The following is a 24038-nucleotide window of genomic DNA, read 5'->3' as shown; positions in this document are numbered from 1 at the left end:
CGACCTGTGGCGACCGAAAAGCCCTTCGAACGGATCGTGACCGAGCACGGCGCCGTCGTGCTCAGGGTGTGCAGGGCGGTACTGGGGCCGGGTCCCGACGCCGACGAGGCGTGGTCCGAGACGTTCCTCGCCGCGCTGAGGGCGTGGCCCGGGCTCGCCGAGGGCACGAACGTGCAGGCGTGGCTCGTGACGATCGCCCACCGGAAGGCGATCGACGTCACGAGGGCCCGCGCCCGCCGCGCCGTTCCGATGGCCGAACCGCCGGAACGGGCAACCGCGGACCCGCCAGCCGACACCGAACTGTGGGACAGGGTCGCCGCACTGCCCGACAAACAACGGCTCGCCCTGGCCTATCACTACTTCGGCGGCCTGCCCTACCCGCGGGTGGCCGAGCTCATCGGCGGTTCGGCCGACGCCGCGCGGCGGGCGGGCGCCGACGGCATTCGCGCCCTGCGCCTCACCCTGCGAAACCTCTGAAAAACGCCTGCGAGAAAGGATTCCCTCGTGAAAGGCAACCACGCACAACGGGACGTCCCAGCGATCCCTGCCGTCAGCGAAGCGGAACTGACCGCGCTGCAAGGAAAACTGGCCGAGACGGCGGCAGCCGCCGGACTGCTCGACATCGCGTACACGACGGTCGACAGCCCGATCGGCACGTTGCTGCTCGCCGCGTCGGAACGGGGCCTCGTCAAGGTCGCCTTCGAGCGGCAGAACCACGACGCGGTGCTCGACGAGCTGGCCACGAAGCTCAGCCCGAGGGTGCTGCGCGCACCAGCTCGGCTCAGTGCGACGGCGAGGGAACTCGACGAGTACTTCGCGGGGCGGCGAACGGCGTTCGGCCTCCCGCTGGATCACCGGCTCTCCTCGGGTTTCCGGCAGCTCGTCCAACGGCATCTTCCGCTGATTCCCTACGGTCGCACCGAGAGTTACCGCGACGTGGCCGAAGGCGTCGGCAATCCGAAGGCCGTCAGGGCGGTGGGAACGGCGTGTGCCACCAACCCGATTCCCATCGTGGTGCCCTGCCACCGGGTGGTGCGCAGCGACGGATCGTTCGGCGAGTACGCGGGCGGGCCGGAGGCCAAGGCGGCCCTGCTCAGGCTCGAAGGAGCGGCCGGTCCGCGCTCCTGACCCGCTGGAGACTTTCCCACGACCGGGTGCTTTCGCGCTCCGGCCGCTCCACAGTGGACTTCCGTGCCCGCCCCTCACGCGGGTTCCAGCGGCCTCACGCGTCCCGGCCACCACTCTCGCACCACCGCCGTCGCCGCGAGAAACACGCTGCGTCGACCGTGGCGACTCGCCGTCACCGTCCGGACCACGAGCCGAGTTGCGGCAGGGCACCGCGCTGGAGACGCTTTCGTTGTCGCATCCGCTCCCCCACCGAGCGACCTCACCGCGACGAGCACCGAGAGGGGACGGCATGGCTCACCAGGACGCGACCCACGGCACGGCCACCCGCGAACAGCGAAGCGGGACCGCCAAGGGAGTCACCTATTTCGCGGGTATCGCGTTGATCGTCGTCGGCGCCCTTCAGGTGCTCAACGGGCTCGCCGCGATCTTCGCGAACAACTTCTATCTCACCGTCGACAACTATCTGTTCGACATCCGGCTGACCGCGTGGGGCTGGATCCATCTCGCTCTCGGAGCGCTGGCCGTGCTCGTCGGGCTCGGTGTGTTCGCGGCGCAGGCATGGGCCTACTGGCTCGCGATTCTGCTGGTGTCGTTGTCGATCGTCGGGAATTTCCTTTTCATTCCCTACTACCCGCTGTGGTCGCTGTTGATCATCGCGCTCGACGTGTGGATCATCTGGGCACTCAGCCGCAGCCTGTCGGCCAGCGACATGAACGTCGTGGTGTGACAGCGGCTCCGGCGAGAACGGCCTTACCGTGTAGCGTCTCGGCGTGCACCGCGCGAATCCACCACGAACCCTGGCTCAGGATGACCAGGACGGCGCCGAAGCCGCTGTCGACCGCGCCTACCGGTTGATCCTCGGCCGCGCCGCCGACGAGTCGGGCGCGGCGCAATACCTGAGTGCCCTGCGGTCGGGCGAGATGACACTCACCGACATTTGCGCGAGCCTCGCCTCGTCGGAGGAGTTCGCCGCACGGCTCGAACCCGCCGGCCCGCGCGACAAGAAGCGGCAGGCGAGCAACGGAAACGGCGACCCACACTGGATCGACGTCGCCGAACTGATCAGGACGGTGACCGTCGAGGAACTGTCGGAGCGGGCCGAGGGCTACTTCCGCGCGGTCGAGGATCCCGGCGTACTGCTGACGAAGCCCTTCAAAGACGTAGCGGAAACACCGGACCTGCTCGTCACGTTCGGGCAGGTACTCAGGGCGCTGCGGCCGCTTCCTGGTATGACCGTGCTCGACTTCGGCGCGGGAACCTGCTGGACGAGCCGGTTCCTGACCCAGCTCGGCTGCAAGGTCATCGCCCTCGATGTCTCACCGACGGCGCTGGAGCTCGGAAAACAGCTCTACGAAAGGCTTCCGGTACTCGGCGACCAGCCCTCGCCGGAGTTCCTCGTGTTCGACGGTCACCGCATCGACCTTCCCGACGCCGCCGTCGACCGGATCCTGTCCTACGACGCGTTCCACCACGTCCCCAATCCCGACGACGTCATCAGGGAACTGGCGCGGGTGCTGCGACCTGGTGGCATCGCGGCGTTCGCCGAGCCAGGCCCGCTGCACTCCTGCCAAGCGCAGTCGCAGTACGAGATGCGCAATTTCGGCGTCATCGAGAACGACGTGATCATCGAGGACGTCTGGGCCACCGCGCGCGAGTCCGGTTTCACCGAACTGCGGTTGTGCCTGCTCGACTCGTCGCCGCGCTGGGTGGATCTCGACACGTTCGACGACGTCGTCGAGGGAAGGGACGACGAGGCGACCTTCGCGGCTCCCACCCGCGCCGCCATCGGCGACCGGCGCATGTTCTGGCTCCGCAAGGAAGGCGCGGAGGTCGCTGACAGCAGGGAGGCCGACGGCCTCGTCGGCGAGCTGAGCATCAGCGGCGTGCGGGTGAGCACCGTCGAAGGCACGAGTGTCGTCGAGGGCATCTGCGAGGTACGCAACCCGGGGCCCCGGCGCTGGCTGCCCTCCGAAGCCGAGTTCGGCCCCGTCCTGCTTGGCGTGCGGGTCCACCTGCGCGACCAGACCGTGCGCGACCTGACCAGGATCGCGCTTCCCGGTCAGGGCATCGGCCCTGGCGAACGGGCCGAGTTCGCGGTGCGCGTCGAGGTCCCCGCCCACGAGGGGGCCGTCGCCATCGAGTTCGACCTCGTGAGCGAGTGGGTGACGTGGTTCGGGGTCAACGGCTCGCCGGTGGTACGAATCCCGCTCGAATGAGCGCCCCCGCTTGGTCCGTCACGCCTGCCCGGCCTGCCTGCTGAGTTCTTCCCAGCGGCGGTGTTCGCCGATGCGCGCTTCGAGGTCCTTCAGCACCAGGTCGTAGGAGGTCGAGCCGAGAATGAGCCGCTTGGGCGGAGGCTGGATCTCGATCGCCCTGAGCAGCACGGCCGCGGCCTCGGCCGGCTCGCCCGCGTCGGCATCGGCCCACAGTTCGGCGAGCTTGGCCCGCAGCGGGGCGTAGTGACCGCGTTCCTCGGTCATGGTCGTGCCCCGGGTGAACAGGTCGGTGGCGAAACTGCCCGGCTGCACGATGGTCACCGAGACACCGAAGGACTCCACTTCCATGGCGAGTGCTTCGCTGAGCGCGTCCAGCGCCGCTTTTCCGGCGCTGTAGAGGCCGACCGAGGCGAAACCTCCCGTCGATCCCATGGACGTCACCTGCACGACGTGCCCGCTGCCCTGCTCTCGCAGGTACGGCAGCACCGCCTGGCCGACCCAGAGCGCACCGTGCACGTTGGTGTCGAAGTGGGCGCGCACCTGCTCCTCTGTCGCTTCTTCGAGCATGCCGTACAGGAGCTGACCCGCGTTGTTGACGACGATGTCGAGCCCGCCGAGCTCGGCGACGGCCTTGTCGACGACGGCGTGGACGGCGGCCCGATCTGCGATGTCCAGTTCCAGTGCGAGCAGTCTGCCCTGGTATCCGACGGCGAGTTCGGCGAGCGGGCCGACGTCCCTCGCGGTGCCGACGACCCGGTCGCCTGCCGCGAGCGCCGCCTCGGCGAACGCGCGGCCGAGACCGCGTGAGGCACCCGTGATGAACCAGGCCCTTCCCTGACGCTCATCGGCCATGTGGCGGGTCTCGATACCCGTGGTGGTCATGTACGCCCCTTTCGCAAGACGAGACGGTCCGTCTCGATTGGTCAGACACTACGAGCGTGCCCATGGACCTGTCAAGACGGACCGTCTCGTTTCGCCTAGGCTGGGCGCATGACGAACCGGCCGAATCCAGCACGACGCAACGCGAAGTCCCGGTCCGCGATCCTTGCGGCGACAAGGGCGCTCATCACCGAGGCCGGCTACCAGAAGGTCAGCATCGAGGCGATCGCGGCGAAGGCGGGAGTCGGCAAGCAGACCATCTACCGCTGGTGGCCTTCGAAGGGCGCGGTGGTCTTCGACGCGATCCTCGCACTCAGCGAAGGCGATCCCGAGCAGGAAAACCATGGTGCCGAAAAGGATTCCGGCACCATGGCCCTGCCGGACACGGGCGACCTCGAAGCCGATCTGAAGACCGTCCTGCGGGCGACGGTCGCCGAATTCACCGATCCCGCCTTCGAAGCACCCGTGCGCGCGCTCAACATCGAGATCGCGGGCGACCCCGAATTGGCCGCCGGGTACAGGGAACGCATGGCGGCACCGATGGCGGCGGTGAAGAAGGACCGGCTCCGGAGTGGGCAACGCGCGGGCCAACTCGATTCCGGCGCCGATCTCGATCTCGTCATCGACCTGCTCTGGTCCCCCATCGCCCAGCGCTGGCTGCTGCGCACCGGGGCGCTCGACGACGCCTTCGCCGACGGCCTCGTCGACGCGGTGCTGCGCGCGTTCGCTCCTTCCTGACCCTGCCCACACCCCACCGCGAAACCGCTAACGTGGTGCTGACGATCACAAGGCGGGCCCGAGCAGGCCCGCAATGAGCCGTTCGGGGGTGGGGGCTGTGCCGGACATGATCGAGACACTGGCGACCGAAGGCGGAAAGGAACTCGTCAAAGCGCTGGCCAACGGATTGGTGGAGCTGGTCAAGAAGATTCCGGCGCTGTGGCGGCGATCCGGGACCGAACTGGAACGAAGGATCGCCGCCGAATTGCGGCGATCGGCCGAAGAACTCAGCGAGACCGGCGAGGACGGGGCTGCTGCCGCGCTGCTGAGGGCCGAAATCATGTGGGAAACGCGGCTTCGGGATCTGCTGGCCACGCACCCCGAGGCGAGGTACGAACTGGAGGCACTGCTGCACGAGATCCGGCGGCAACCGGTTCAGGAAACGACGATCGAGCAGCACATCACCGCGAGCGGCCAGAATTCGACGGCACAGGGCGTCATCGGCGGCACCATCACCAATCACCCCTTCCCGCTGCCGTGACCAAGGGCGTGCCCGAAGGACGGATCGTCCAGAACGTCCACGCCGAGGCCGGAAACGCATACGGGCTCATCGGCGGCGACCTGCACGTCATCGAGGGCGCGGGACCGGTGTACCTGCTGCGGGACCACCTCTCCGGCGACCGGCCGCCGCCTCCGCTCACGGCGCTCGACGGATTTCCCGCGCAGCCGAGCCAACTGCTCAACGCTCGCTCCGCCGTCGTGGACTTCACCGGAAGAACCGACGAGGTCGACGAACTCACCGCATGGCGTGACGGCGACGAGAGCAGAGCGGTGTTGTGGCTGCACGCGCCAGGAGGGCATGGCAAGACGCGGCTGGCGAACTTGATCGCCGAACGCGCGACCGCCGACGGCTGGAAGGTACTCACCGCCGAACACACGACCGGGCTCGTCGACGCGGCCGAACCGTCGAGTCAGGATCTGCGTACCACGAACGCGACCGGGCTGTTGCTGATCGCCGACTACGCCGACCGGTGGCCGCTCGCGCATCTCGCGATGTTGTTCGGCAACAAGGTCCTTCGCGCGGACGTACCGGTCAGGGTGCTGCTGCTGGCGCGGAGCCCGCACGTGTGGCCTTCGCTGCGGCACGCGCTCGTCCAGGCGGGCTGGCCGGGCGAAGCCTGCGTCAGCAAGGGCCTCGAACCGCTTCCACTCGCGGGCGAGGCGAGGCAACACATGTTCGTGGCCGCTCGCGACTGTTTCGCGAGCCGCTACCGGATCCCCCCTGCGGAGATCCCCGTCCCGCGCTGGCTGGACCGCGCCGAATTCGGACTCGCGCTCGCCGTGCACATGGCGGCGCTGGTCGCGGTCGACCGGCTCGCCAGAACGGCGGACACCCCCGGCGCCCCCGAGGACATGACCGGCCTGACCGCCTACCTGCTTCAGCGCGAACGGCATCACTGGCACACCCTCCACGACAGCGGCACGAACCTCGCCGACGGCAACCCCGCCGGAGGTCGCGTCGCGTTCCGGACACCGCCCGACGACATGGCGAGGGTCGTGTTCACCGCGACGCTCACCGGACCGGTTTCCTACCGCGACGCCGTCGCGGCGCTCACGGCCGTCGGCCTGGGTGACGCCGACCGCATGCTGACCGACCACGGTTACTGCTATCCGCCGTCCGAAGCCCGCACCGTCCTGGAGCCGCTCTACCCCGACCGGCTCGCCGAGGACTTCCTCGCGCTGTCGATTCCCGGTCACGATTCGCCGGTCACCGTCGCGGACGCCTGGACCGACGGCGCCGCCTGCCTGCTGCTCACCCCGCGCGGCGACGGTAGCGACCCGCCGGCGTACGCGCCGAGGGCGATCGGCTTCCTCGTCGCGGCGAGCGAGCGGTGGCCGCATCTCATGTCCTGCCTCGAAGAACTGGACGACCTGCTGCCCGACGGCACCAAGGGAGCACTCACCGTCGCCGCGGCCGACCTCGCCGAGCGCCTCGCGAACCACCGGCTGGCGAGAACACCGGATGCCGAGGGCAAAGCGAACATCAACGTCGCGCTCGGCAAGCGTCTTCACGAGGCGGCGCGAGCGGAGAAGGCAGGCGCGGCCTTCACCGAGGCCGTGCGGTTGTTCCGAGGGCTCGCCGAACGGGACCCCGGATCCTTCCGGCTTTCGCTCGCCGAGGCCCTTGCCTACTTCGGTGGCAGCCAGATCATGGAAGGCGGCACGGAGGTCTGGTGGACGGCCTTCCTGAACAAGATCATCACCGGGTCGAGATGGACGCCGACCAGCCGGCAACACGACGCGCTCGCCGCGCTCGACGAGTCGGTGGGCATCATGCGCGAGCTGGCCGCGAAGGATCCGTCGCAACACCAAGGAGATCTCGCCGTCCTGCTCGGCGGTACCGCGGCGGCGCTGATGCGACTGGAGCGCACCGAGGAGGCGCTGGAAAAGGTCGACGAAGCCATCGCGTCGTTTCGGAAACTCGCTTCCGGTGACGATGACGACGCGGGCGAGCACGAGCTGAATCTCTGTCTCTGGCTAAATTTACGGACGATGATCCTCGGCGAGCTGGACCGGCACGAGGAGGCGCTGGAGGGGGCGGTCGAGGCCGTCACCGCGGCGAGGAAGCTCCACGCCGCCGATCCCTTTCGGCATGAGGAAAATCTTCGGTCCACATTGGAACATCTAGCCAGAGTCCACGGTGAACTCGAACACGAGGACGAGGCACTGGCGACGATCGGGGAATCGATCGTCATCGGCAGGAAGATGGCTCACCGCGATCCGGAGTTTCGCGCGAGTCTGTTGTCGTCAGTGGAATCCCGCGAGCAGATCCTCATCGACTTCGGCCACTGGGAGCAGGCGCTCGCCGTGTGCACGGAAGCCGCGCACCTCAGCAGGGCGATCGCCGAGGCCGATCCCGCAGGCAACGAAGAACACCTCGCGGGAACGCTGAACGCGCTGTCGAGCGTGCTTCACCGGCTCGGCAGACAGACCGAGGCCGCCGCCGCCCTTCGCGAGAGCATCGAGATCCGCAGAGGGCTCGCCGCCGACAACCCGGTTGAGCACGAATGGATCCTGTCGGTAGAGCTGGTCCAGTTCGGCGCGGTGCTCGGTGAACTACGGGAGTGGGACGAGGCGCTGACCGCGTGCACGGAGGCCGCGGAGATCACTCTGCGACGCGAGAACCACGGTCGCAGCGGGCCCGAGGCCCACCTCACGACAGCCGTGACGATTCTCGGCGATCAGCTCGCGGGCGACGAGCCGTGGCGGGATCCGCGCAGGCCGGGCGAATTGGCCGGTGGGTTCGCCGGTGAACTCGCGGCCGTGGTCGAAGGCTTCGCCACGGCTCTGGCCGGCCCGGCCAGAGCCGACGACCGGTTTCCCGGGCTCGCCGAAGCCATCGAATCGGCGAGGAGGGAGTTCGTGAGCCGCGACCCCGTTTCCCGGATCTTCGGTGAGCTGACCGGAACCGACCCGTTGTCCTTCGAGGCGGCCATGGCCGAACTGCGCGAAAGCGGCTTCGGCAGACCCGGCGGCACCGCCGTGCCCGGCACCGAGATCGCCGAGATCGCGGAAAACTCGACGGAGCCGTCCGCCCACTGCGCGGACGTGCTTCTGCGTGCGATCCCGCGCCTGCGCGAGGGCGCCAGCGCCGACCCACGCCGGTGGGAGCCCACGTTCGCGGCGGCGTTGCGCTGCGCCTGCCTCGCGCTGCGCCACCTCGGACGGCACGAGGAGGCGCTTTCCCCGGCCCTTGAGGCGACGGAGTCCGTCGCGCGGCTCGCCGAGGACGACCCCGTCGCCCATCGGCCCGCGTTCGCCGAGACCTGGTTGCGGGCGGGGGTGATCATCGCGGAGCTGGGGCAGCCGAGCACGTCGGCGGCCACGACGGACAAGGCCGTCGCGTTCGCGAGAGAGCGGAGTTCCACCGAACCCGGCTACCTGCCTTCGCTGGCGGCGATGCTGCTCGTGCACGCGAGAACGTCGGCCACGCTGGAGCGCTGGGAGGAAGCGCTCGACGCGGCCGCGGAGTCGTTCCACCTCCGGACGGAGACGTTCGTTCCCAGCGGCTACGCAGAGGCGGAGCGGTTTCTGACCGACCAGCTCGGCGAACATGCCCGCCCTGCGCAATTGAGCGCGCTGCGTGCCGCGGCCTCGGCCGCGCGTACGCCGCCGTGAGATCCGCGCGGGACATCGAGAAGCGCGGGTCCGCAGAACACCATCCGCGCCGACTCCGGCACGCCGGGTGATCAATCCGTTCCGCACCACGGAAAAGCACACGCCGCTAGCGGAGCACGAGATGTGCCGGCGACCACAAACCTTGTCGGTTAGGCAAGCCTGTCTTTAGTGTGTGCTGGTGCCTGTGCCCCCGTCCTCAGCGGCCCGCGGCGTCTCCGCGCGCGAGATCGACATCGCCTATGGCGGCGACGTCGTCGTGCACGCCACGTCGATCTCGCTCGAAGCGGGCACCGTCACCGCCTTGATCGGCCCCAACGGCAGCGGCAAGTCCACCCTGCTTCGCGCGCTCGCGCGACTGCATCCCCCGGCGTCCGGCGCGGTCACCTTCGCCGACGGCGCCGATCTGCGGGCACTGTCGGCAAGGGACCTCGCCCGCCGGATCACGTTGCTGTCCCAGCAAAGGACAGCGCCTGGCGGGCTGAACGTGCGCGAGCTCATCGAGTTCGGCAGGCACCCTCACCGGTCACGGTGGGGCGGAAAGGACGCCGAAGGGCCCGCCGCCGTCGAGCGGGCGATCACGCTGACCGGTCTCGCCGCGATCGCCGACCGCGCCGTGCAGTCGCTGTCCGGCGGCCAGGCACAACGGGTGTGGCTCGCGAGCTGCCTCGCCCAGGACACCGGGCTGCTACTGCTCGACGAGCCGACCACCTTCCTCGACCTGCGCTACCAGGTCGAAATCCTCGACGTGATCCGCGACCTGGCCGATCGGCACGACGTCGGTGTCGGCGTCGTGCTGCACGATCTCGACCAGGCCGCTGCCATCGCCGACCGGTTGCTGCTGCTCGAATCGGGGCGGGTCACCGCTGAGGGCACTCCCGGCGAGGTACTGACCAGCGAGAACCTGACTCGCGCCTACGGCATCAGGGTCGACGTCGACGAGGACCCCTCGACCGGACGCGTCCGCACCCGCGCCGTCGGCCGCTTCAACGACGCCCCCGCGCGGGCGAGCACAGTCTGACCGGCGGCGCCGGTCACCGATGAAGGCAGGAGAAGTATGCGCACCACCAAGGTGATCATCGGCCTCTCCGCCGCGGCCGCGTTGTTCGTGGCGGGGTGCGGCACGACGGAGGAGGCCGGTGGCGGCGAAAGGGACACGGCGAGCGGCGACCCCATCACGGTCGTCGACTCGCGCGGCAAGGAAGTCACTCTGGACGGTCCTGCCACGCGGGTCGCGGCCACCGAGTGGAACGGGGTCGAACACCTCGTCTCGCTGGGTGTCATGCCCGTCGGCGTTTCCGACATCGAGGGCTACGAGCAGTGGGTGAGCGCGGCACCGCTCGACGACACCCCCAAGGACATCGGAACCAGGGGTGAGCCGAGCACCGACGCGCTCGGTCCCTTGGATCTCGACCTGCTCGTCGTCACCGACAGCCTGACCGAGGGCGCCCTTGAGCAGATCGAGGCGACGACTCCCGTGCTCGTCATCGAGGGCGGCAGCACGGAGGACGCCATCGGTTCGATGTTCGAGAGCATCGACATGATCGCGAAGGCGACCGGTACCGAGGAACGCGCCACTGAGCTCAGGACGGAGTTCGACGAGAAGATCGCCGAGGGCAAGGCCGCGGTCGAGGACCTCGGCGCCACCGGCGACCAGTTCGCCTTCTCCGACGCCTATGTGGACGCGGGCAGCGTCACCATCCGGCCGTTCGCCAAGGGATCGCTCGTCGGCGACGTGCTGGAGAGCATCGGCCTGCGCAACGCGTGGCCGATGGAGGGCGACCCCGCGTACGGGCTCGCGAGCGCCGACGTCGAGGGACTGACCGCGCTTCCCGACGTGCACTTCTGGTACGAGGCCAACGATTCGTTCGGCGACCCGTACGCCGATGAGCTCGCGAACAACGCGATCTGGAAGGAACTCCCGTTCGTGAAGAGCGGCAAGGTGGCGCGCTTCTCGGACTCGCTGTGGATGTTCGGCGGTGTCAAATCGATGGAGCAGTACGTCGACGCCGCCGTCGAAGCACTCAAGGAATAACACGTGAACAACGCGGCTCCGGCCTCCGTCCATCCACATCGGACTCCCGAAACCGGGGAGGCTCCAGCACGGAGGGGCGGCAGGCTGGCGCTGCTGGCCGCGGGCCTGCTCACGCTGATCGTGCTCGGCAGCGCCGTGCACCTGACGCAGGGCACGGCGAGCCTCGACGCGTGGGACGTGCTGGGGTTCGTCTTCGGGGTGGGCACGGATGGGCCTGCCGCGGTGGTCGTCGAATCGCGCTTGCCCCGGCTGCTCGCCGCGATTCTCGTCGGCGTCGCGCTCGGCGTCGCCGGAGCGGTGCTGCAATCGGTGGCCCGCAACATCATGGCGTCGCCGGACACGCTGGCCGTCGACGCGGGCGCGCACCTCGCCGTCGTCGCGGTCGCGGCGTTCGGGATCTCGTTGCCGCTGCTCGGTGCCGCCGGAATCGCGTTCGCGGGCGGCCTCGCCGCCGCGGTACTGGTGCTGGGCCTTTCCGGGACCGGGGGGACGGGCATCGTGCGCCTCGTGCTCGCCGGTACCGCGATCGCGCTGGCGATGGTCGCCGTGACCAGGGTGCTGCTGTTGCTGTTCGCGCAAGAGACGAGGGGCCTCTTCGCGTGGGGAGCGGGCTCGCTCGGTCAGAACGGGCTGTCAGGGGTGACCACGCTCGCGCCGGTCGTCGGGGTGGCGCTGCTGTGCCTGTTCGCGATGTCCCGCCGCCTCGACCTGGTGTATCTCGGCGACGACCACGCCAGAGCTCTCGGCGTGCACGTGGGGCGGATCAGGGCTGCGGCGATCCTGCTGGCCGTGATGCTGGCCGCCGCCGCGGTCACCGTGGCCGGCCCGATCGGTTTCGTCGGGCTGGCCGCACCGGCGCTCGCGAGGCTGCTCACCAACGCGGTGCCGGGGCTGCACCGGCACGCCGCGCTCATTCCCGTCTCCGCCGCACTCGGGGTGACGCTGCTGCTTGGTGCCGATGTCCTGCTGCGGGCGATGATCGGCTCGCAGAGCGCGCTAGAAATACCGACGGGCGTGGTGACGACGATCCTCGGCGCGGCGTTCCTGATGTTGCTGGCCCGCAACATCAGGATCACGTCGCGGCCTGCCGAACCGCCTTCGGCAGGCGCGAGGGGCGGGGTCGGCGTGGTCCGCTACCGCGTCGTACTCGGCACCCTGATCGTCGCCACGCTCGGCGTGCTGGCCTCGGCCGTGCTGCTCGGCGACACCAAGCTGCTCTTGGGAGACATCGGCAACTGGCTGGCAGGGCAGGCGGGCCCGATCGTCAGCAACGTCATGGACACCAGGGCGCCGAGAGTGCTCGCCGCGCTGCTCGCCGGTGCCGCGCTCGCGCTCGCCGGCTCGCTGATCCAGTCCGTCGCCCGCAATCCGCTGGCCGAACCCGGCATCATCGGTGTCTCCGGCGGCGCGAGTCTCGGCGCGGTCACCGTGATCACCCTCGTGCCGGGCATCGGTTTCTGGGCGCAGGCCGGGTTCGCGGGGCTGGGCGCGGCGCTGGCGACGGCGATCGTATTCGCGCTGGCGGCGAAGGGCGGCTTCGCGAGTGAACGTCTCGTGCTCATCGGGTTCGGAGTGCAGGCGGCGACGCAGGCGCTCGTCACCCTGCTCATCGCCCTTTCCGATCCGTGGAACGAGACGAAGGCGCTGACCTGGCTCGGCGGTTCCACCTACGGGAGGTCGTTCGAGCACCTGGTGCCGATGGCACTGGTGCTGCTGGTGATGGTCCCGCTGCTCGTGCGTGCCCGAGGCGAACTCGACCTGCTCTCCGTCGACGACGAGACCCCGAGGGTGCTCGGCGTGAACGTGCCGAGGACCCGGCTGCTGATGCTCGCCGGAGCGGCGCTGCTGACCGGTGCCGCGGTCGCGGGAATCGGCGTGATCGCCTTCGTGGGGCTGGTCGCCCCGCACGCGGCGCGCGCGATCGTCGGGAGGCGGCACGCCCGCATGCTGCCCGTAGCCGCGTTGCTCGGCGCGGTGCTCGTCTGCCTTGCCGACACCATCGGCCGCACCGTCATCGCGCCAGGGCAGCTTCCCGCCGGACTGACGACGGCGATCATCGGCGCGCCGTACTTCGTGTGGCTGCTCTACCGCAGCCGCAAGCACGCGGGCTGAGTTCACCGGCCGTCGCGGGCAGGCAGGAGCGGGCCCGCGACGGCGCCGACGGTGACGATCACGAGGCCGGTGAGCATGACCCAGCCACCCGCTTCGAGTACCCCGAGCTGGCCGTCGAAGAGCTTCGACAGGATCAGCACGTGAAAGACCGCCAGAATCGCCGAGGCGCCGCCCATCATGATCCTCGCGCCGGTGAGCCTGCCAGCCGCGATTCCCTTGCCGGACATACTCAGGATGAGCCTGGCCGAGCTGCGGCCACGGACACCGCCCGATACCCACGCGAGCATGTACGCGGCGTGCAGCACAACCAGCAGCAGCGCCCCGAAGTCGAGGTAGAACTGCAACACCTCCCTGCCCCACACCTGCGGGAGGAGTCCTTGGTCCAGGGCGGCCTGGTGAGCGGCCGCGACGTCGGAAAGCGGGCTGCCCTGCACCCAGTCGAGGAACAGCAGTCCGACGAGCGCGGTGACCGTGCCGAGCGCGACGGCCGCGACACTGCCCCAATTCGCTCGGGTCAGGGGGCCGGCAGGCGGTGAAGCAGGCGCGCTCCACTGCCCCGGGTATCCCGGTCCGCTCGGCGGGTTCAAGCCCTGGTGGGGATGGGCCACGGTGGTGTCCTCCGTTTTTCTCTACGGGTGAATGTCCATAGTGGAATGCGCGCTCGGAGAGGAACGCCGGTGCGACCGTGCCATCCGGAGGCGGATTCCCCGTGGCACGCCGGTGACATTCCGGTGGCGCAGGCGGGCGAGTCGCCATCAAGAGGACAAACTTCGACGCCCTACCGTGCCGACCTGGTACCGAGTTCCCAATTTCGGGTCGCCTGCCGCAGCCACGCCCGCAGCGCGTCGGCGTCGAGCGCGCCGAGGTCGGTGGCGGCGAGCTCGGCCCGCTGCGCGACATGGGCCTGCGCGGCACGCTGGCCGACAACGAACTGGTGTTCGATCGCGCGGCGCGCGTACTCCCCCGCCTCCTCGAAGCGTCCGCCCAGGAGTGCCTTGTGCATGCGCTCGATCAGTTCGGGCCGCCGTTCCGGCAGCAGGAGCGCGACGAGCGTGTTCATCAGGTCGTCGCCGACCGGCTCACTCAGCCTCAGCTGTAGCCCGCGGGCCAGCGCGAATGCCTCGCTCTGCGAGTCGGCTGATCGCGTCCCGGCGCACCTTTCCCCGCCCCGTCCAGGCGACAAGTGCCATGTGCGTGCGATCCAACCACGACGCGAACACCGATGGAAGGCGCTCGGCCCGGCGGCGTATTCCGGCACGGCTGGCAAGGAACCGGGATCGGTGGATCCATTGTGGATCTTCGAAGATGGTTCGCCTCGGTCCTGCGGTCATTCCTCGGATCGAGTGACGAAGCCCCCGGCGACTCCGCACCGCTTCGCCTTACGCCGATGACTATGAGACGGAGTACGAAGGCACGGGGAGGCACCGGGAGGCACCGTGGACGAGGTGTACGTCGAGAGCGAGTTCGCGCCGTTACGCACGGTGGTGCTCGCGCGGAGCGAGGTGGCGATCCCGGTGTCCGCGGCGACCTCGGGCGACAGCCGGTTCCTCGCCGAAGGCTGGCAGCGCAACCCGGTCGGCAAGGACATGCGGGAGGGCGCCCCGGAACGGCAGGCCGCGTGGGAGCGGGAAAGGGACCGGTTCCGCGAGGTGCTGGAGGCCCACGGCGTCAGGGTGCTGCGGCCCCGCCGGCTCAGCGACCAGGAGAAGGCGGAAGCCGGTGAGGACGGATACGCCAACTTCTTCGCCCGCGATCCGTTCTTCACGATCGGCGACCAGGTGATCGAAGCCTCGATGCGGTTCCGGCACCGCCGCCGCGAGGTACTTCCTGTTCGCGACGTGCTGCTCGACCACGTTCTGCCTGCCCAGTGCGGGTACGTCGCGCTCCCCATGCCGGAAACCCCCGAACCGGGGGACGCCACCCTCGGCAGGGGCCCCTTCCTCGAAGGCGGGGACGTGCTGGTGCTCGGCTCGCACGTCTTCGTCGGCGACTCGGGACTTGCCTCGAACCGGCTGGGAGCGCGCTGGCTCGCGAAGTACCTCGCACCGCACGGCTACACCGTCGAGCGGGTCCGCCTTCACGAGCAAATCCTGCATCTGGACTGCGCGCTCGGGCTCGTCAGGGAAGGTTTGCTCGTGGTGTGCGAGGAGGCGCTGCTCGACGGCGTTCCCCCGATCCTGCGCGATTGGGACCGCGTTCCGGTGTCGTTGGAAAAAGCCACCGCGCTCGCCACCAACGGCCTGCCGCTCGACCAGGGCAGCTACATCACCGATCCCGCGTTCGCCGACGTGGGCGAACGCCTTGCGGCAAGGGGAATTCACGTCGAGTACGTCGACTTCTCGATCACTCGTTCGCTCGGCGGTTCGTTCCGGTGCAGTACACAACCGCTGTTGCGGCGCGACTGAGCGGGCCTGAGCAGCCCGAACGCCAGTGAGAGGAACGCGAGGACGGCGGCACTCCACAACAACGGCGTGATTCCGGCCGATTCGACCAGCGTGCCGCCGAGGAAGGCGCCGAGCGCGATCGAACCGGTGAACGCCCCGACATAGCTGCCGGTGATCTGCTCGACCCGGTCCGGCGCGGCCTTCGTCATCCAGATCTGGCCTGCCACTGACACTCCGCCATAAGCCAGCCCCCACAGCGCGATTCCGGCCGCCGTGATTCCTTGCAGTGAACCGAAGACCGCAAGCAGCGTGATCGCGCCACCGATCCCCGCGGCGAGACTCAACAGGGTCGGCCGGGGACGGCGCGCGGCCGTCGCACCGGCGACGAAGTTACCTGCCAGCCCGAAGAGTCCGTACCCGAGCAGGACCACCGCGATCGCCGTTGGGCCGAATCGGCCCTGTTCCTCAAGGAAAGGCCGGACGTAGGTGTAGGCGGCGAAATGCGCGGTGACGAGCGCGACGGTGATCACCAGGCCGGTGACCACGACGGGAACGCGCAGCAACGACGTCGTCGCCTGATTGCCGGTTACCGGCGTCGCGGGCCTCGGTAGCCGGGGCAGCGCCAGCACCAGGCCAGCGGCCAGTACGACGCCGCCGACGGCCAGGGTCCCGAACGCCGTCCGCCAGCCGAACGCGGTGCCGACGACCGTGCCGAGCGGCACCCCGGCGACCGAAGCCGCCGCGACCCCGCCGACGGCGAAGGACACGGCGAGCGCGGCGTTGCGCGGCGCGACCAGCCTGGCCGCGACAGCGGCGGCAAGGCCCCACACCGCGCCCATCCCCACTCCGAGTACGACCCGGGAAACCAGCAGCGTCCCGAATCCCTGTGCCAGCGCGGTGAGCGCGTTGCCAGTGGCGAGCACGATCATCGCGATGGCGAGCACCACCCTCCTGTCGAAACCACCGAGCAACCGGGGCACCAGCGGCGCGGTGAGTGCCGTCACGATGCCGGTGATCGTCAGGCTGGAGCCGACGGTGCCTTTCGCCAGGTCCAGCCCCTCCGACATCGGGGTCAGCACGCCGACGGGCAGCATCTCCGACGTCACCACCACGAACGTGCTCGACGACAACACCGCGACCGCGAGCCACTGCCGGGGCGTGGTGCGAGCGCCACCGGATTTCTCCAGATCCATGCCACCAGCCAAACAACGGCGGAGGCGGCGAACAACGGCGATCTTCTCAAGGATCGATGAGCTAGATTTATGGATGAGTCCGCGAGGACCGGTGAGGAGGCGGCATGCGTCAGGTACAGCTACAGCAGATCGAGTGTCTGCTCGTACTCGCCGAAGAGCTGCACTTCGGCCGTACGGCCGAACGGCTCGGCTACTCGCAGAGCCGGGTCAGTCAGCTCATCGCCGACCTCGAACGCGGGGTCGGCACGCGACTGGTCGAGCGCACGAGCCGCCGCGTCGGGCTCACCAGGTTCGGCGCCCAGTTCATCGACGAGATTCGCGGTCCCTACGAGACGATGACCTCGGCGTTCACCGCCGCCTCCGGCCGCGCGAGGCAGCGCGCGCTTCGCCAGGTGCGCATCGGTTTCCACGGCAACATCTACGAGGAGATCACCGAGGCGTTCCGGCGCTTCAGCGCCGAACACGAGGTGACGGTCGCGGTGAGCGAGATCCCGCTCGGTTCCCCGTTTTCCGCCGTCATCGAGGGCAAACTGGACGCGGTCGTCGTCGAACTCCCGGTTCACGAGGCGGCATTGACCGTCGGCTACCGCTTTCCGCCGCAGGACCGGCTGCTCGCCGTGTCCTCGGCGCACCCGCTCGCCGAGCGAGGGAGGGTCACCGTCGAAGACCTCGCCGCCGTCGATATCCTTCGTCCCGAAGGCGACGCTCCCAGCTACTGGATCGCCGCGAGGGTTCCGCCAGCCACCCCTTCCGGAGCCCCCATCCGTTCCAGCACCGGCATCACGACCGTCCAAGAAGGACTCGCGATCGTCGCGGGAGGCGAGAGGGCCATGCTGGTCTGCACCCCGCTCGCGCGGCGCACGATCCGCTCCGATGTCCGCTACCTCCCCGTCGAAGGGCTCGAAGAGCCCTCCCAGCTCGGCCTGATCTGGCGGACCGAAAGAGCGACGCCGCAACTGCGAACGCTCGCCGCTCTGCTCGACGAGGAATTCGGCAAAGCGATTGCCGCGCCGCGAACTCCGGTGACGGTTCGGGCACAGTCCGGCTGACCCGGTGAATGCGGCATCGGCGAGCCGCTAATTTTTCCAACGTGACGGTGCGCCGACTGAGAGCGGTATTGTCCGTTTTCGCCACGATCGCACTGATCGTGCTCACGATGGTGGCGGCGCTCGCCGAGGCCGGGCCGCAGGCACAGCAACGGCTCGCGCTCGCGTCGGCCGCTGCCGTCGTCGTCATGTCATTGACGCGACTTCCCCTGATCCGCCCTCAGGGGAAACGCCGCCACGAGCGTTCCCGGTTGGCCGCGACGCTCGGCGGGTCGCTCATCGTGCTGCTGTGGCTCACGCGGGCGAGCGCCTACGGTTACGCGGTTTTCGTCTTCACCGTCGGTCTTTCCGATACGACCTTCGACGCGACCGCCGCCGCGCTCGCCGTGACCGGCCGGTTGCTCACCCTGGCCGCGAAGACGGCCCGCCACCTCGCCGGTTTCGTCGTCGACTGGGATTTCCCGCGTGGTCTGAACATCCTGCGCTACCTGCTCGGTCTCGTGGCGACCGTGCCGCTCGTCGGATTCGGCGGCCTGCTGGCCGAATTCGTGGAGAACGTGGTGCTGTGGGTGCCGGTGCACACCTACGAGTTGTTGCACGGCTGGGGTTTGCGAGCCTGGCTCGCGGTGGTGCTCGCCTGCGTCGCGTATCTGCCGGTCGTCTTCGTCGCCGTCGTCACGGACCCTCGTCGACGACATCGCCGAGGGCCTTCACTCCGATTTCTCGCCCCGCTGGGCGAATTTCTCGCTCACCTACCGCGCGGCGGGCGAGCACGAGGAGGTCGCGGCCAGGCTCAACGTGATGAGCCCCCGCGACGAGGACGGAGTCTCGGTAGGCCGGGTGCGGGAATGGGATCTCGCGGGCTTCGCCGGTTGCGCGCGGCGCGGTGGCAGCACGAGTATTCCGGCATGGAACCGGAATGGCGGAACCCGCCATTCCGCGAGGACTTCCGCGAGGATCTGCGCCGGTTTCCCGTGGTCCGCACGGTGCGGCCGGCCTGGCTCAGGGAACGCCTCGCTTCACCGCGAAAACAACCCGCGCTCGACTGACCGCTCTGGTATCCGCGCTGTAATCTGACCAACTGTCGATCAAGGAAGCAAGCGGGGTGGCGATGACATCGACCAAGGACGGCCGTGTTGTCGGAGGCCGCTACCGGCTGCTCGCCGAACTGGGGTCCGGCGGTTTCGGCAAGGTCTGGCAAGCCCGCGACCAGGCACTGGACGTCGACGTCGCCATCAAGGAACTACGACTGCTTCCCGGAATGACCGAGGCGGAACAGGCCGACCGTCTCGCCCGCGCGACCCGTGAGGCCCGTAACGCGGCAAGACTGCGGGCACACGAGAACATCGTCGCGATCCACGACGTCGTCGTCGAGGACGGCCTGCCCTGGATCGTCATGGAACTCATCGAGGGCAACTCACTCGACGAGCACATCAAGACCAGAGGGCCGCTGGCGATCGACGCCGCGGCGGAACTGGCGTTCGCACTGTTGTCGGCCATCGGGACCGCGCACGAGAAAGCCGTGGTGCACAGGGACATCAAACCGGCCAACGTCATGTTCACCGAGCGAGGGCGGTTCCTGCTCACCGACTTCGGGACCGCCGTGCACAACACGGACACGACGCTGACCGCCACCGGCATGTTCGTCGGCTCACCCGAGTACATGGCCCCGGAACGGCTTCGTGGCGAGGACAACCTTCCCGCGAGCGACCTGTTCTCCCTCGGTGTGACGCTCTATCAAGCCGTCGAGGGCTTTTCCCCGTTCCGCCGCGACTCCCAGGCGGGGACGCTGACGGCGGTCCTGCTCGAAGAACCGCCCCAGCCGACGAAAGCGGGCAGGCTGACCGGCCTCATCGTCCGGCTGCTCGACAAGGATCCAGCCAACCGGCCGACCGTGCCCGAAGCACTCGCGATGCTCGCGGGAGCACCCACGCGGGCGCACACCTCACCGGTCCCCCGCCGCGACACCAAGATGCTCGCGAGGCGCGATACGCCGAAGATGTGGCAGGCAAAGGCCATCGCGGTGATTCTCGCGGTCATCGTCGCGTTCGCCATCGCCGGAATCGGGACGCTCGGCGCGGTCTGGGAGGCCACCACCGGCGACGAGGAATACCTGATCTTCGTCGTCGCCGTCGTCGTCAACGGTTTACTACTCGGCCTTGCCTGTACCGGCGTCACCAGGCTGTTGCCGGACCGCGCGGGACAAACGGTGGCCGCCATCGTCGGCTTCGGCGGCTTCGCCTTCACGGGGCTCGCCGTCGCGGGGGCCTTCGACGGGCTGTTCGCGCTCACCATGGCGCTCGACGTCACCGACGGCTACAAGGAAGGTGCCGGAGTGGTCGCGATGACCGTGATCACCGTCCTCGCCCTCATCTCGACCGGATGGGCGTGGGAGCTGAGGAAAGCACGGCGCGCGTCCAGCCGGCTCAGTTGACGGCCTTCGTCTCGATACCGCTGAGAATGATCTCGATGGCGTCGAGGAACTCACCGTCCTGCCCACCTTCTTCCCGACCGGAGAACTCGCGCCGCTCGCCGTCGAGAACTCCGAGCAGCAGCGCGAACTCGTCGCCCTTGCCGAGCACGCGGAGCCGGTCGGCGAAGAGCTTGTTGACCTCCTCGGGTGGCTGACCACGCTCCTCGGCGGCGAGCTGGGCGCCCTGTTCGGCGTCGGCACGGGTGTATGTCCACAGCAGAGTGAGCACGGTGACCGCGCGGGTACCGGAAAGACCGAGGTCGGCCACGCATTCCAGCCCCGCTTCGAGCCTGCGCAGATAGGAAGGGAGCAACGGCTCCGTGCCGACCGGCACCGTCGTCAGCCACGGGTGCGCGAGGTAGACCCTCCGCAGATCGAGCACCCAGGCACGCAATCGCTGCCGCCAGTCCGTTCCCTCAGGTGCCGGAGGCGGGCCGAGCGCGTGGTCGGCGGCGAGCACGACAAGGACCTCGCGCGAGGAGACGTACCGGTAGAGCGACATCGTCCCACTGCCGAGCGCCTTCGCCAGCCCGCTCATGCTGATCGCCTCGATACCGCCCTTGTCGCCGAGGTCCACCGCCGTGTCGAGCAACTGCTGGAGTGTCCACCTCGGCTTCGGCCCCTTCGTCGGCGCCGGTGTGAGGTTCCATGCCAGTAGCACCGCCTCGGGAACGCCCAGGTCGGTTCCGCGGCTTTCGCCCTCTTCGTGTGACATGACGACAGCTTACTGCGTACCCCTTGCGCAGAAGTACTGCGTAATGGTTACGCTGTACCCATGACGACTCAGACGACCCGGCGGCCACCGATCCGGAGCCACGATGACGTGACGGAATCGGCGATATCGGTGCGGGAAATCCACAAGTCCTACGACGACCGCGCGGTACTGAGCGGGGTCAGCTTCGACGTGCCACAGGGGCAGGTCTTCGCGTTGCTCGGCCCCAACGGGGCGGGCAAGACCACACTCATCCGCATCCTCACGACCCTGATCAAGCCCAGTTCCGGCACCGCGAGCGTGCTCGGGAACGACCTCACGAAGGACCCGGCTCGCGTACGCGAGCTCATCAGCGTGACCGGCCAGTACGCCTCGGTCGACGAGGAACTGACCGGCATGGAGAACCTGGTGATGGTCGGAAGGCTGCTCGGCGAGTCCAAACGCGGCGCGATCGCGCGAGCGAACGAACTGCTCGCGGAGTTCGACCTCACCGATGCCGGAGGCCGCAGGGTCGGCCTCTACTCGGGAGGAATGCGCAGGCGACTCGACCTGGCTGCCGGCCTCATCAGCTCACCTCCGGTGATCTTCCTCGACGAGCCGACGACCGGAATGGACACCCGCAGCCGCTCGGCGCTGTGGAACGTCGTCACCCGGCTCGCCGACCAAGGAAAGACGATCTTCCTCACCACCCAGTACCTGGAAGAGGCCGACACCCTCGCCGACCGGATCGCCGTACTCGACGGCGGCACGATCGTCGCGGCGGGAACGGCTGCGGAACTCAAGCGCCAGGTCGGCGGCGAATCGATCGAGCTGGTACTCGACGACGGAACCGTGGCAAGGGAAGCTACCGACGGCGATCCGGAACGCGTCAGGCAGGTGCTCAACGCCTACCACGCCGAAGGACGAACCGTCAGGACGTTCTCGGTACACGCCCCGACCCTCGACGACGCCTTCCTCGCGCTGACCGGACACCGGGCCGCCCAGAACACCGAGAACGTCGAGGAGAACGCGCGATGAACACGGCGATGGCAACAGGAGCCGCGCGGCGTGGTGCTCGCGGACTGACCACCGAACTGATCTTCACCAAACGCAGCGTCATCCATTCCCTGCGCAATCTCGACAGTCTCGTGACCGCCGTCGTCGCCCCGGTCGCGATCATGCTGCTGTTCGTCACCGTGTTCGGCGCGGCGCTCGACACCACCGTCGGCGGCGCGTACGCCGACTACGTCACGCCAGGAGTCATGTTGCTGTGCGCCGGTTTCGGCGCGGCGCTCACCGCGACCTCCATCCACACCGACGTCTCGAAGGGGTTCATCGAACGGCTGCGCACGATGCCCATCAGAGCGTCCGGGGTGATCTTCGGGCACGTGTTCGCGAGCCTGCTGCGCAATCTCGGGTCCACGGTCATCGTCATGTTCGTCGCGGTGGCACTCGGTTTCCGGCCGACGGCCTCACCGGCGGAATGGCTCGGTATCGCCGCGCTGCTCGTCGCCTACATACTCGTGTTCACCCTCATCGCCGCCGCATGGGGACTCGCGGCGACCTCGGCCGATTCGGCAGGCATGTTCAGTTTCGTCGCGCTGTTCCTGCCGTACCTTTCGACGGCGTTCATTCCCGTCGGAAACCTGCCGGGCTTCCTGAGGGGCTTCGCGGAGAACCAGCCGCTCACCCTGGTCATCGAAGCACTGCGAGGACTGGCTACCGGCAATCCCGATCAGCACACGCTGGTGTTGTCGGCGGTGTGGCTGCTGGGACTCGGCGTGGCCGCGACCGTGTTGACCACGATGCTGTTCCGGCGAGCCGCCCGGAGCTGACCGGAAGGCCCGTCTGTCTACTCAGGACGGACGGGCTCTCCTGGGCGCTCCCCTGGCGTGGTCAGTCTCCTGCGGACCAGATAGGCGATCGCGGCGACCGCGAGCGCCGCTCCCCACAACGGCCACAGCATTTCGGGCAACCACGCGCCCAGCTGATCGGAGGCACCGGCTGGACCCATGTCCTCGCCGCGGATCTTCTTGCGGACGTACATGAGCCCCGCCGAGGTGATGGGCATGGCAACGGCCAGTGCCGCGAAGGCGGGCAATCTCGCCGGAATCGTCCTGCCCCGCAGGAGCGGCACCCACCTCGGCCAGATCTCGCCCCACGGGCGGACGAGTCCGACGGTGAGCACGGCGCCCAGCAGACCGAAGGCGGCGAGGCCCGCGCCGATCGGCGCGATCTCGGTGATGACGGCCAGGAACTCGTCGCTGATTCCGACGGGAATGCCGAAGAGCCAGCCGAACCGGGTCACGGCATAGCCGAAGGGAACGGCGACGGCGATCGCGGTGGCGATCCTTCCCACACGAAGCGCACCGCTCACGGTGGGTTGCCATGCCGGGGATCCCAGCCACCTCCGTGCGCCGAGGACCGTGAGCGCCACGCCCGCGCTCATCATGATCAGCAGGTTGATGCTCGGCCAGGTCACCATGGTCGTGACCATCGCGATGTCGACCTGCCCCACCACCGCACCGGCGGTCATGACGAGCAGATAGCCCACCGTCATGAGGATGCGCACGTCGGGAATGACGACGGCGAGGCAAATCCCGGCGGCGACGGCGGCGACGGCCGCGACCCTGCCAGGCCGCCGCCCTCGAATGGTCAGCGCGAGCAGCCCGGCGGCGAGCGCCAGCGCCGCGAGAACGCCACCGCCCGCCGAGACCGGCAGCGGGTCGAGCAGGGTGTCGCCCGCACCGTCGCCCGCGTCGAACGGGTACGCGACGGAGCCGCCGAAGGTCCAGACCAGACCGAGCACGAGATAGCAGACCGACCAGAGGGCGACCACGACGACCGGCATCGGCGAACGGCTTTCCGCAGAGGCCGTGGTCACCGCGCTGGGCCCGGAGGGTGCTGGGTTCGCCTTCGCGGCGCGAGTGGTGTTCACCCTGGTCAATCTGCCGCTCCGCCCCCGCCGTCCACTTCCCTCGCGAGTAG

Annotated in this window: 22 protein-coding genes; 16 read left to right on the top strand and 6 right to left on the bottom strand. The window is 68.9% G+C overall.

Annotated features, from left to right (window positions below):
• The first annotated feature begins 6 nt into the window (after window positions 1–6).
• From BAY61_RS05530 to BAY61_RS05515, 4 genes are all read left to right on the top strand, one after another.
• Entirely contained in the window at window positions 7–477 is a 471-nt protein-coding gene (locus BAY61_RS05530) for an RNA polymerase sigma factor (protein WP_091799294.1), read from the top strand.
• An 87-nt stretch (window positions 478–564) separates the two neighbouring features.
• Window positions 565–1128 (top strand): methylated-DNA--[protein]-cysteine S-methyltransferase, encoded by a 564-nt coding sequence (locus tag BAY61_RS05525; RefSeq protein WP_245866157.1) that lies wholly within the window; start codon window positions 565–567, stop codon window positions 1126–1128.
• Window positions 1129–1417: 289 nt separating this feature from the next.
• Window positions 1418–1855 carry a DUF7144 family membrane protein gene (locus BAY61_RS05520; RefSeq protein WP_091799291.1) on the top strand — a complete coding sequence of 146 codons (438 nt, stop codon included), beginning with the start codon at window positions 1418–1420 and terminating at the stop codon, window positions 1853–1855.
• A 43-nt stretch (window positions 1856–1898) separates the two neighbouring features.
• Complete coding sequence (locus BAY61_RS05515; RefSeq protein WP_091799288.1) at window positions 1899–3344, top strand: methyltransferase domain-containing protein; 1446 nt, start codon at window positions 1899–1901, stop codon at window positions 3342–3344.
• An 18-nt stretch (window positions 3345–3362) separates the two neighbouring features.
• Here the strand turns inward: BAY61_RS05515 and BAY61_RS05510 are convergent, their stop codons facing one another.
• Complete coding sequence (locus tag BAY61_RS05510) at window positions 3363–4226, bottom strand: SDR family NAD(P)-dependent oxidoreductase (RefSeq protein ID WP_245865824.1); 864 nt, start codon at window positions 4224–4226, stop codon at window positions 3363–3365.
• 108 nt (window positions 4227–4334) lie between these two features.
• Here BAY61_RS05510 and BAY61_RS05505 point away from each other — a divergent pair, with 108 nt between their 5' ends.
• The 6 genes from BAY61_RS05505 (at window position 4335) to BAY61_RS05480 (ending at window position 13263) form a co-directional block, all read left to right on the top strand.
• Window positions 4335–4961 (top strand): TetR/AcrR family transcriptional regulator, encoded by a 627-nt coding sequence (locus BAY61_RS05505; RefSeq protein WP_091799285.1) that lies wholly within the window; start codon window positions 4335–4337, stop codon window positions 4959–4961.
• 97 nt (window positions 4962–5058) lie between these two features.
• Window positions 5059–5481 carry a hypothetical protein gene (locus BAY61_RS05500; protein WP_143021340.1) on the top strand — a complete coding sequence of 141 codons (423 nt, stop codon included), beginning with the start codon at window positions 5059–5061 and terminating at the stop codon, window positions 5479–5481.
• Complete coding sequence (locus BAY61_RS05495; RefSeq protein WP_091799280.1) at window positions 5478–9119, top strand: tetratricopeptide repeat protein; 3642 nt, start codon at window positions 5478–5480, stop codon at window positions 9117–9119. Before BAY61_RS05500 ends, BAY61_RS05495 begins: the two co-directional genes overlap by 4 nt.
• 178 nt (window positions 9120–9297) lie before the next feature.
• Window positions 9298–10137: an ABC transporter ATP-binding protein gene (locus BAY61_RS05490; RefSeq protein WP_245865823.1), complete on the top strand. Its 840-nt coding sequence runs from the start codon at window positions 9298–9300 to the stop codon at window positions 10135–10137.
• A 36-nt stretch (window positions 10138–10173) separates the two neighbouring features.
• Complete coding sequence (locus tag BAY61_RS05485) at window positions 10174–11151, top strand: ABC transporter substrate-binding protein (protein ID WP_091799277.1); 978 nt, start codon at window positions 10174–10176, stop codon at window positions 11149–11151.
• A 3-nt stretch (window positions 11152–11154) separates the two neighbouring features.
• On the top strand, window positions 11155–13263 hold the full coding sequence (locus tag BAY61_RS05480; RefSeq protein ID WP_091799274.1) for an iron ABC transporter permease: 2109 nt from the start codon (window positions 11155–11157) through the stop codon (window positions 13261–13263).
• 2 nt (window positions 13264–13265) lie between these two features.
• On the opposite strand, the gene BAY61_RS05475 is transcribed toward BAY61_RS05480, so the two are convergent.
• Complete coding sequence (locus tag BAY61_RS05475; RefSeq protein WP_091799271.1) at window positions 13266–13871, bottom strand: hypothetical protein; 606 nt, start codon at window positions 13869–13871, stop codon at window positions 13266–13268.
• A 170-nt stretch (window positions 13872–14041) separates the two neighbouring features.
• Window positions 14042–14446 (bottom strand): hypothetical protein, encoded by a 405-nt coding sequence (locus BAY61_RS05470; protein WP_143021339.1) that lies wholly within the window; start codon window positions 14444–14446, stop codon window positions 14042–14044.
• 253 nt (window positions 14447–14699) lie between these two features.
• Between BAY61_RS05470 and BAY61_RS05465 the strand changes: the two genes are divergently transcribed.
• The gene (locus BAY61_RS05465; protein WP_091799265.1) at window positions 14700–15668 is read left to right on the top strand and encodes a dimethylarginine dimethylaminohydrolase family protein; all 969 of its coding nucleotides are present in this window, start codon (window positions 14700–14702) and stop codon (window positions 15666–15668) included.
• Here the strand turns inward: BAY61_RS05465 and BAY61_RS05460 are convergent.
• Window positions 15581–16840 (bottom strand): MFS transporter, encoded by a 1260-nt coding sequence (locus BAY61_RS05460; RefSeq protein ID WP_091799262.1) that lies wholly within the window; start codon window positions 16838–16840, stop codon window positions 15581–15583. The genes BAY61_RS05465 and BAY61_RS05460 overlap by 88 nt on opposite strands.
• Window positions 16841–16944: 104 nt before the next feature.
• Here BAY61_RS05460 and BAY61_RS05455 point away from each other — a divergent pair, with 104 nt between their 5' ends.
• From BAY61_RS05455 to BAY61_RS05445, 3 genes are all read left to right on the top strand, one after another.
• A complete protein-coding gene (locus BAY61_RS05455) occupies window positions 16945–17889 on the top strand; it encodes a LysR family transcriptional regulator (RefSeq protein ID WP_091799259.1) in 945 nt (314 codons plus the stop codon).
• A gap of 41 nt (window positions 17890–17930) precedes the next feature.
• Complete coding sequence (locus tag BAY61_RS05450) at window positions 17931–18935, top strand: hypothetical protein (RefSeq protein WP_143021338.1); 1005 nt, start codon at window positions 17931–17933, stop codon at window positions 18933–18935.
• A 62-nt stretch (window positions 18936–18997) separates the two neighbouring features.
• On the top strand, window positions 18998–20320 hold the full coding sequence (locus BAY61_RS05445; protein ID WP_143021337.1) for a protein kinase domain-containing protein: 1323 nt from the start codon (window positions 18998–19000) through the stop codon (window positions 20318–20320).
• Here the strand turns inward: BAY61_RS05445 and BAY61_RS05440 are convergent.
• Window positions 20313–21074 (bottom strand): TetR/AcrR family transcriptional regulator, encoded by a 762-nt coding sequence (locus BAY61_RS05440; protein ID WP_091799246.1) that lies wholly within the window; start codon window positions 21072–21074, stop codon window positions 20313–20315. The genes BAY61_RS05445 and BAY61_RS05440 overlap by 8 nt on opposite strands.
• Window positions 21075–21134: 60 nt before the next feature.
• On the opposite strand from BAY61_RS05440, the gene BAY61_RS05435 reads away from it, so the two are divergent.
• Both BAY61_RS05435 and BAY61_RS05430 read left to right on the top strand, forming a co-directional pair.
• A complete protein-coding gene (locus BAY61_RS05435; protein WP_176879582.1) occupies window positions 21135–22088 on the top strand; it encodes an ATP-binding cassette domain-containing protein in 954 nt (317 codons plus the stop codon).
• On the top strand, window positions 22085–22885 hold the full coding sequence (locus tag BAY61_RS05430; RefSeq protein ID WP_245865821.1) for an ABC transporter permease: 801 nt from the start codon (window positions 22085–22087) through the stop codon (window positions 22883–22885). The genes BAY61_RS05435 and BAY61_RS05430 overlap by 4 nt, the downstream gene beginning before the upstream one ends.
• A 17-nt stretch (window positions 22886–22902) precedes the next feature.
• Here the strand turns inward: BAY61_RS05430 and BAY61_RS05425 are convergent, their stop codons facing one another.
• Entirely contained in the window at window positions 22903–23988 is a 1086-nt protein-coding gene (locus BAY61_RS05425; protein WP_143021336.1) for a hypothetical protein, read from the bottom strand.
• Window positions 23989–24038: the final 50 nt, after the last annotated feature.

Source organism: Prauserella marina (genome assembly GCF_002240355.1).
GTDB classification, from domain to species: Bacteria; Actinomycetota; Actinomycetes; order Mycobacteriales; family Pseudonocardiaceae; genus Prauserella_A; species Prauserella_A marina.
The sequence above is the reverse complement of the archived record's forward strand: the minus strand, read 5'-3'. Positions and strand labels throughout refer to the sequence as shown.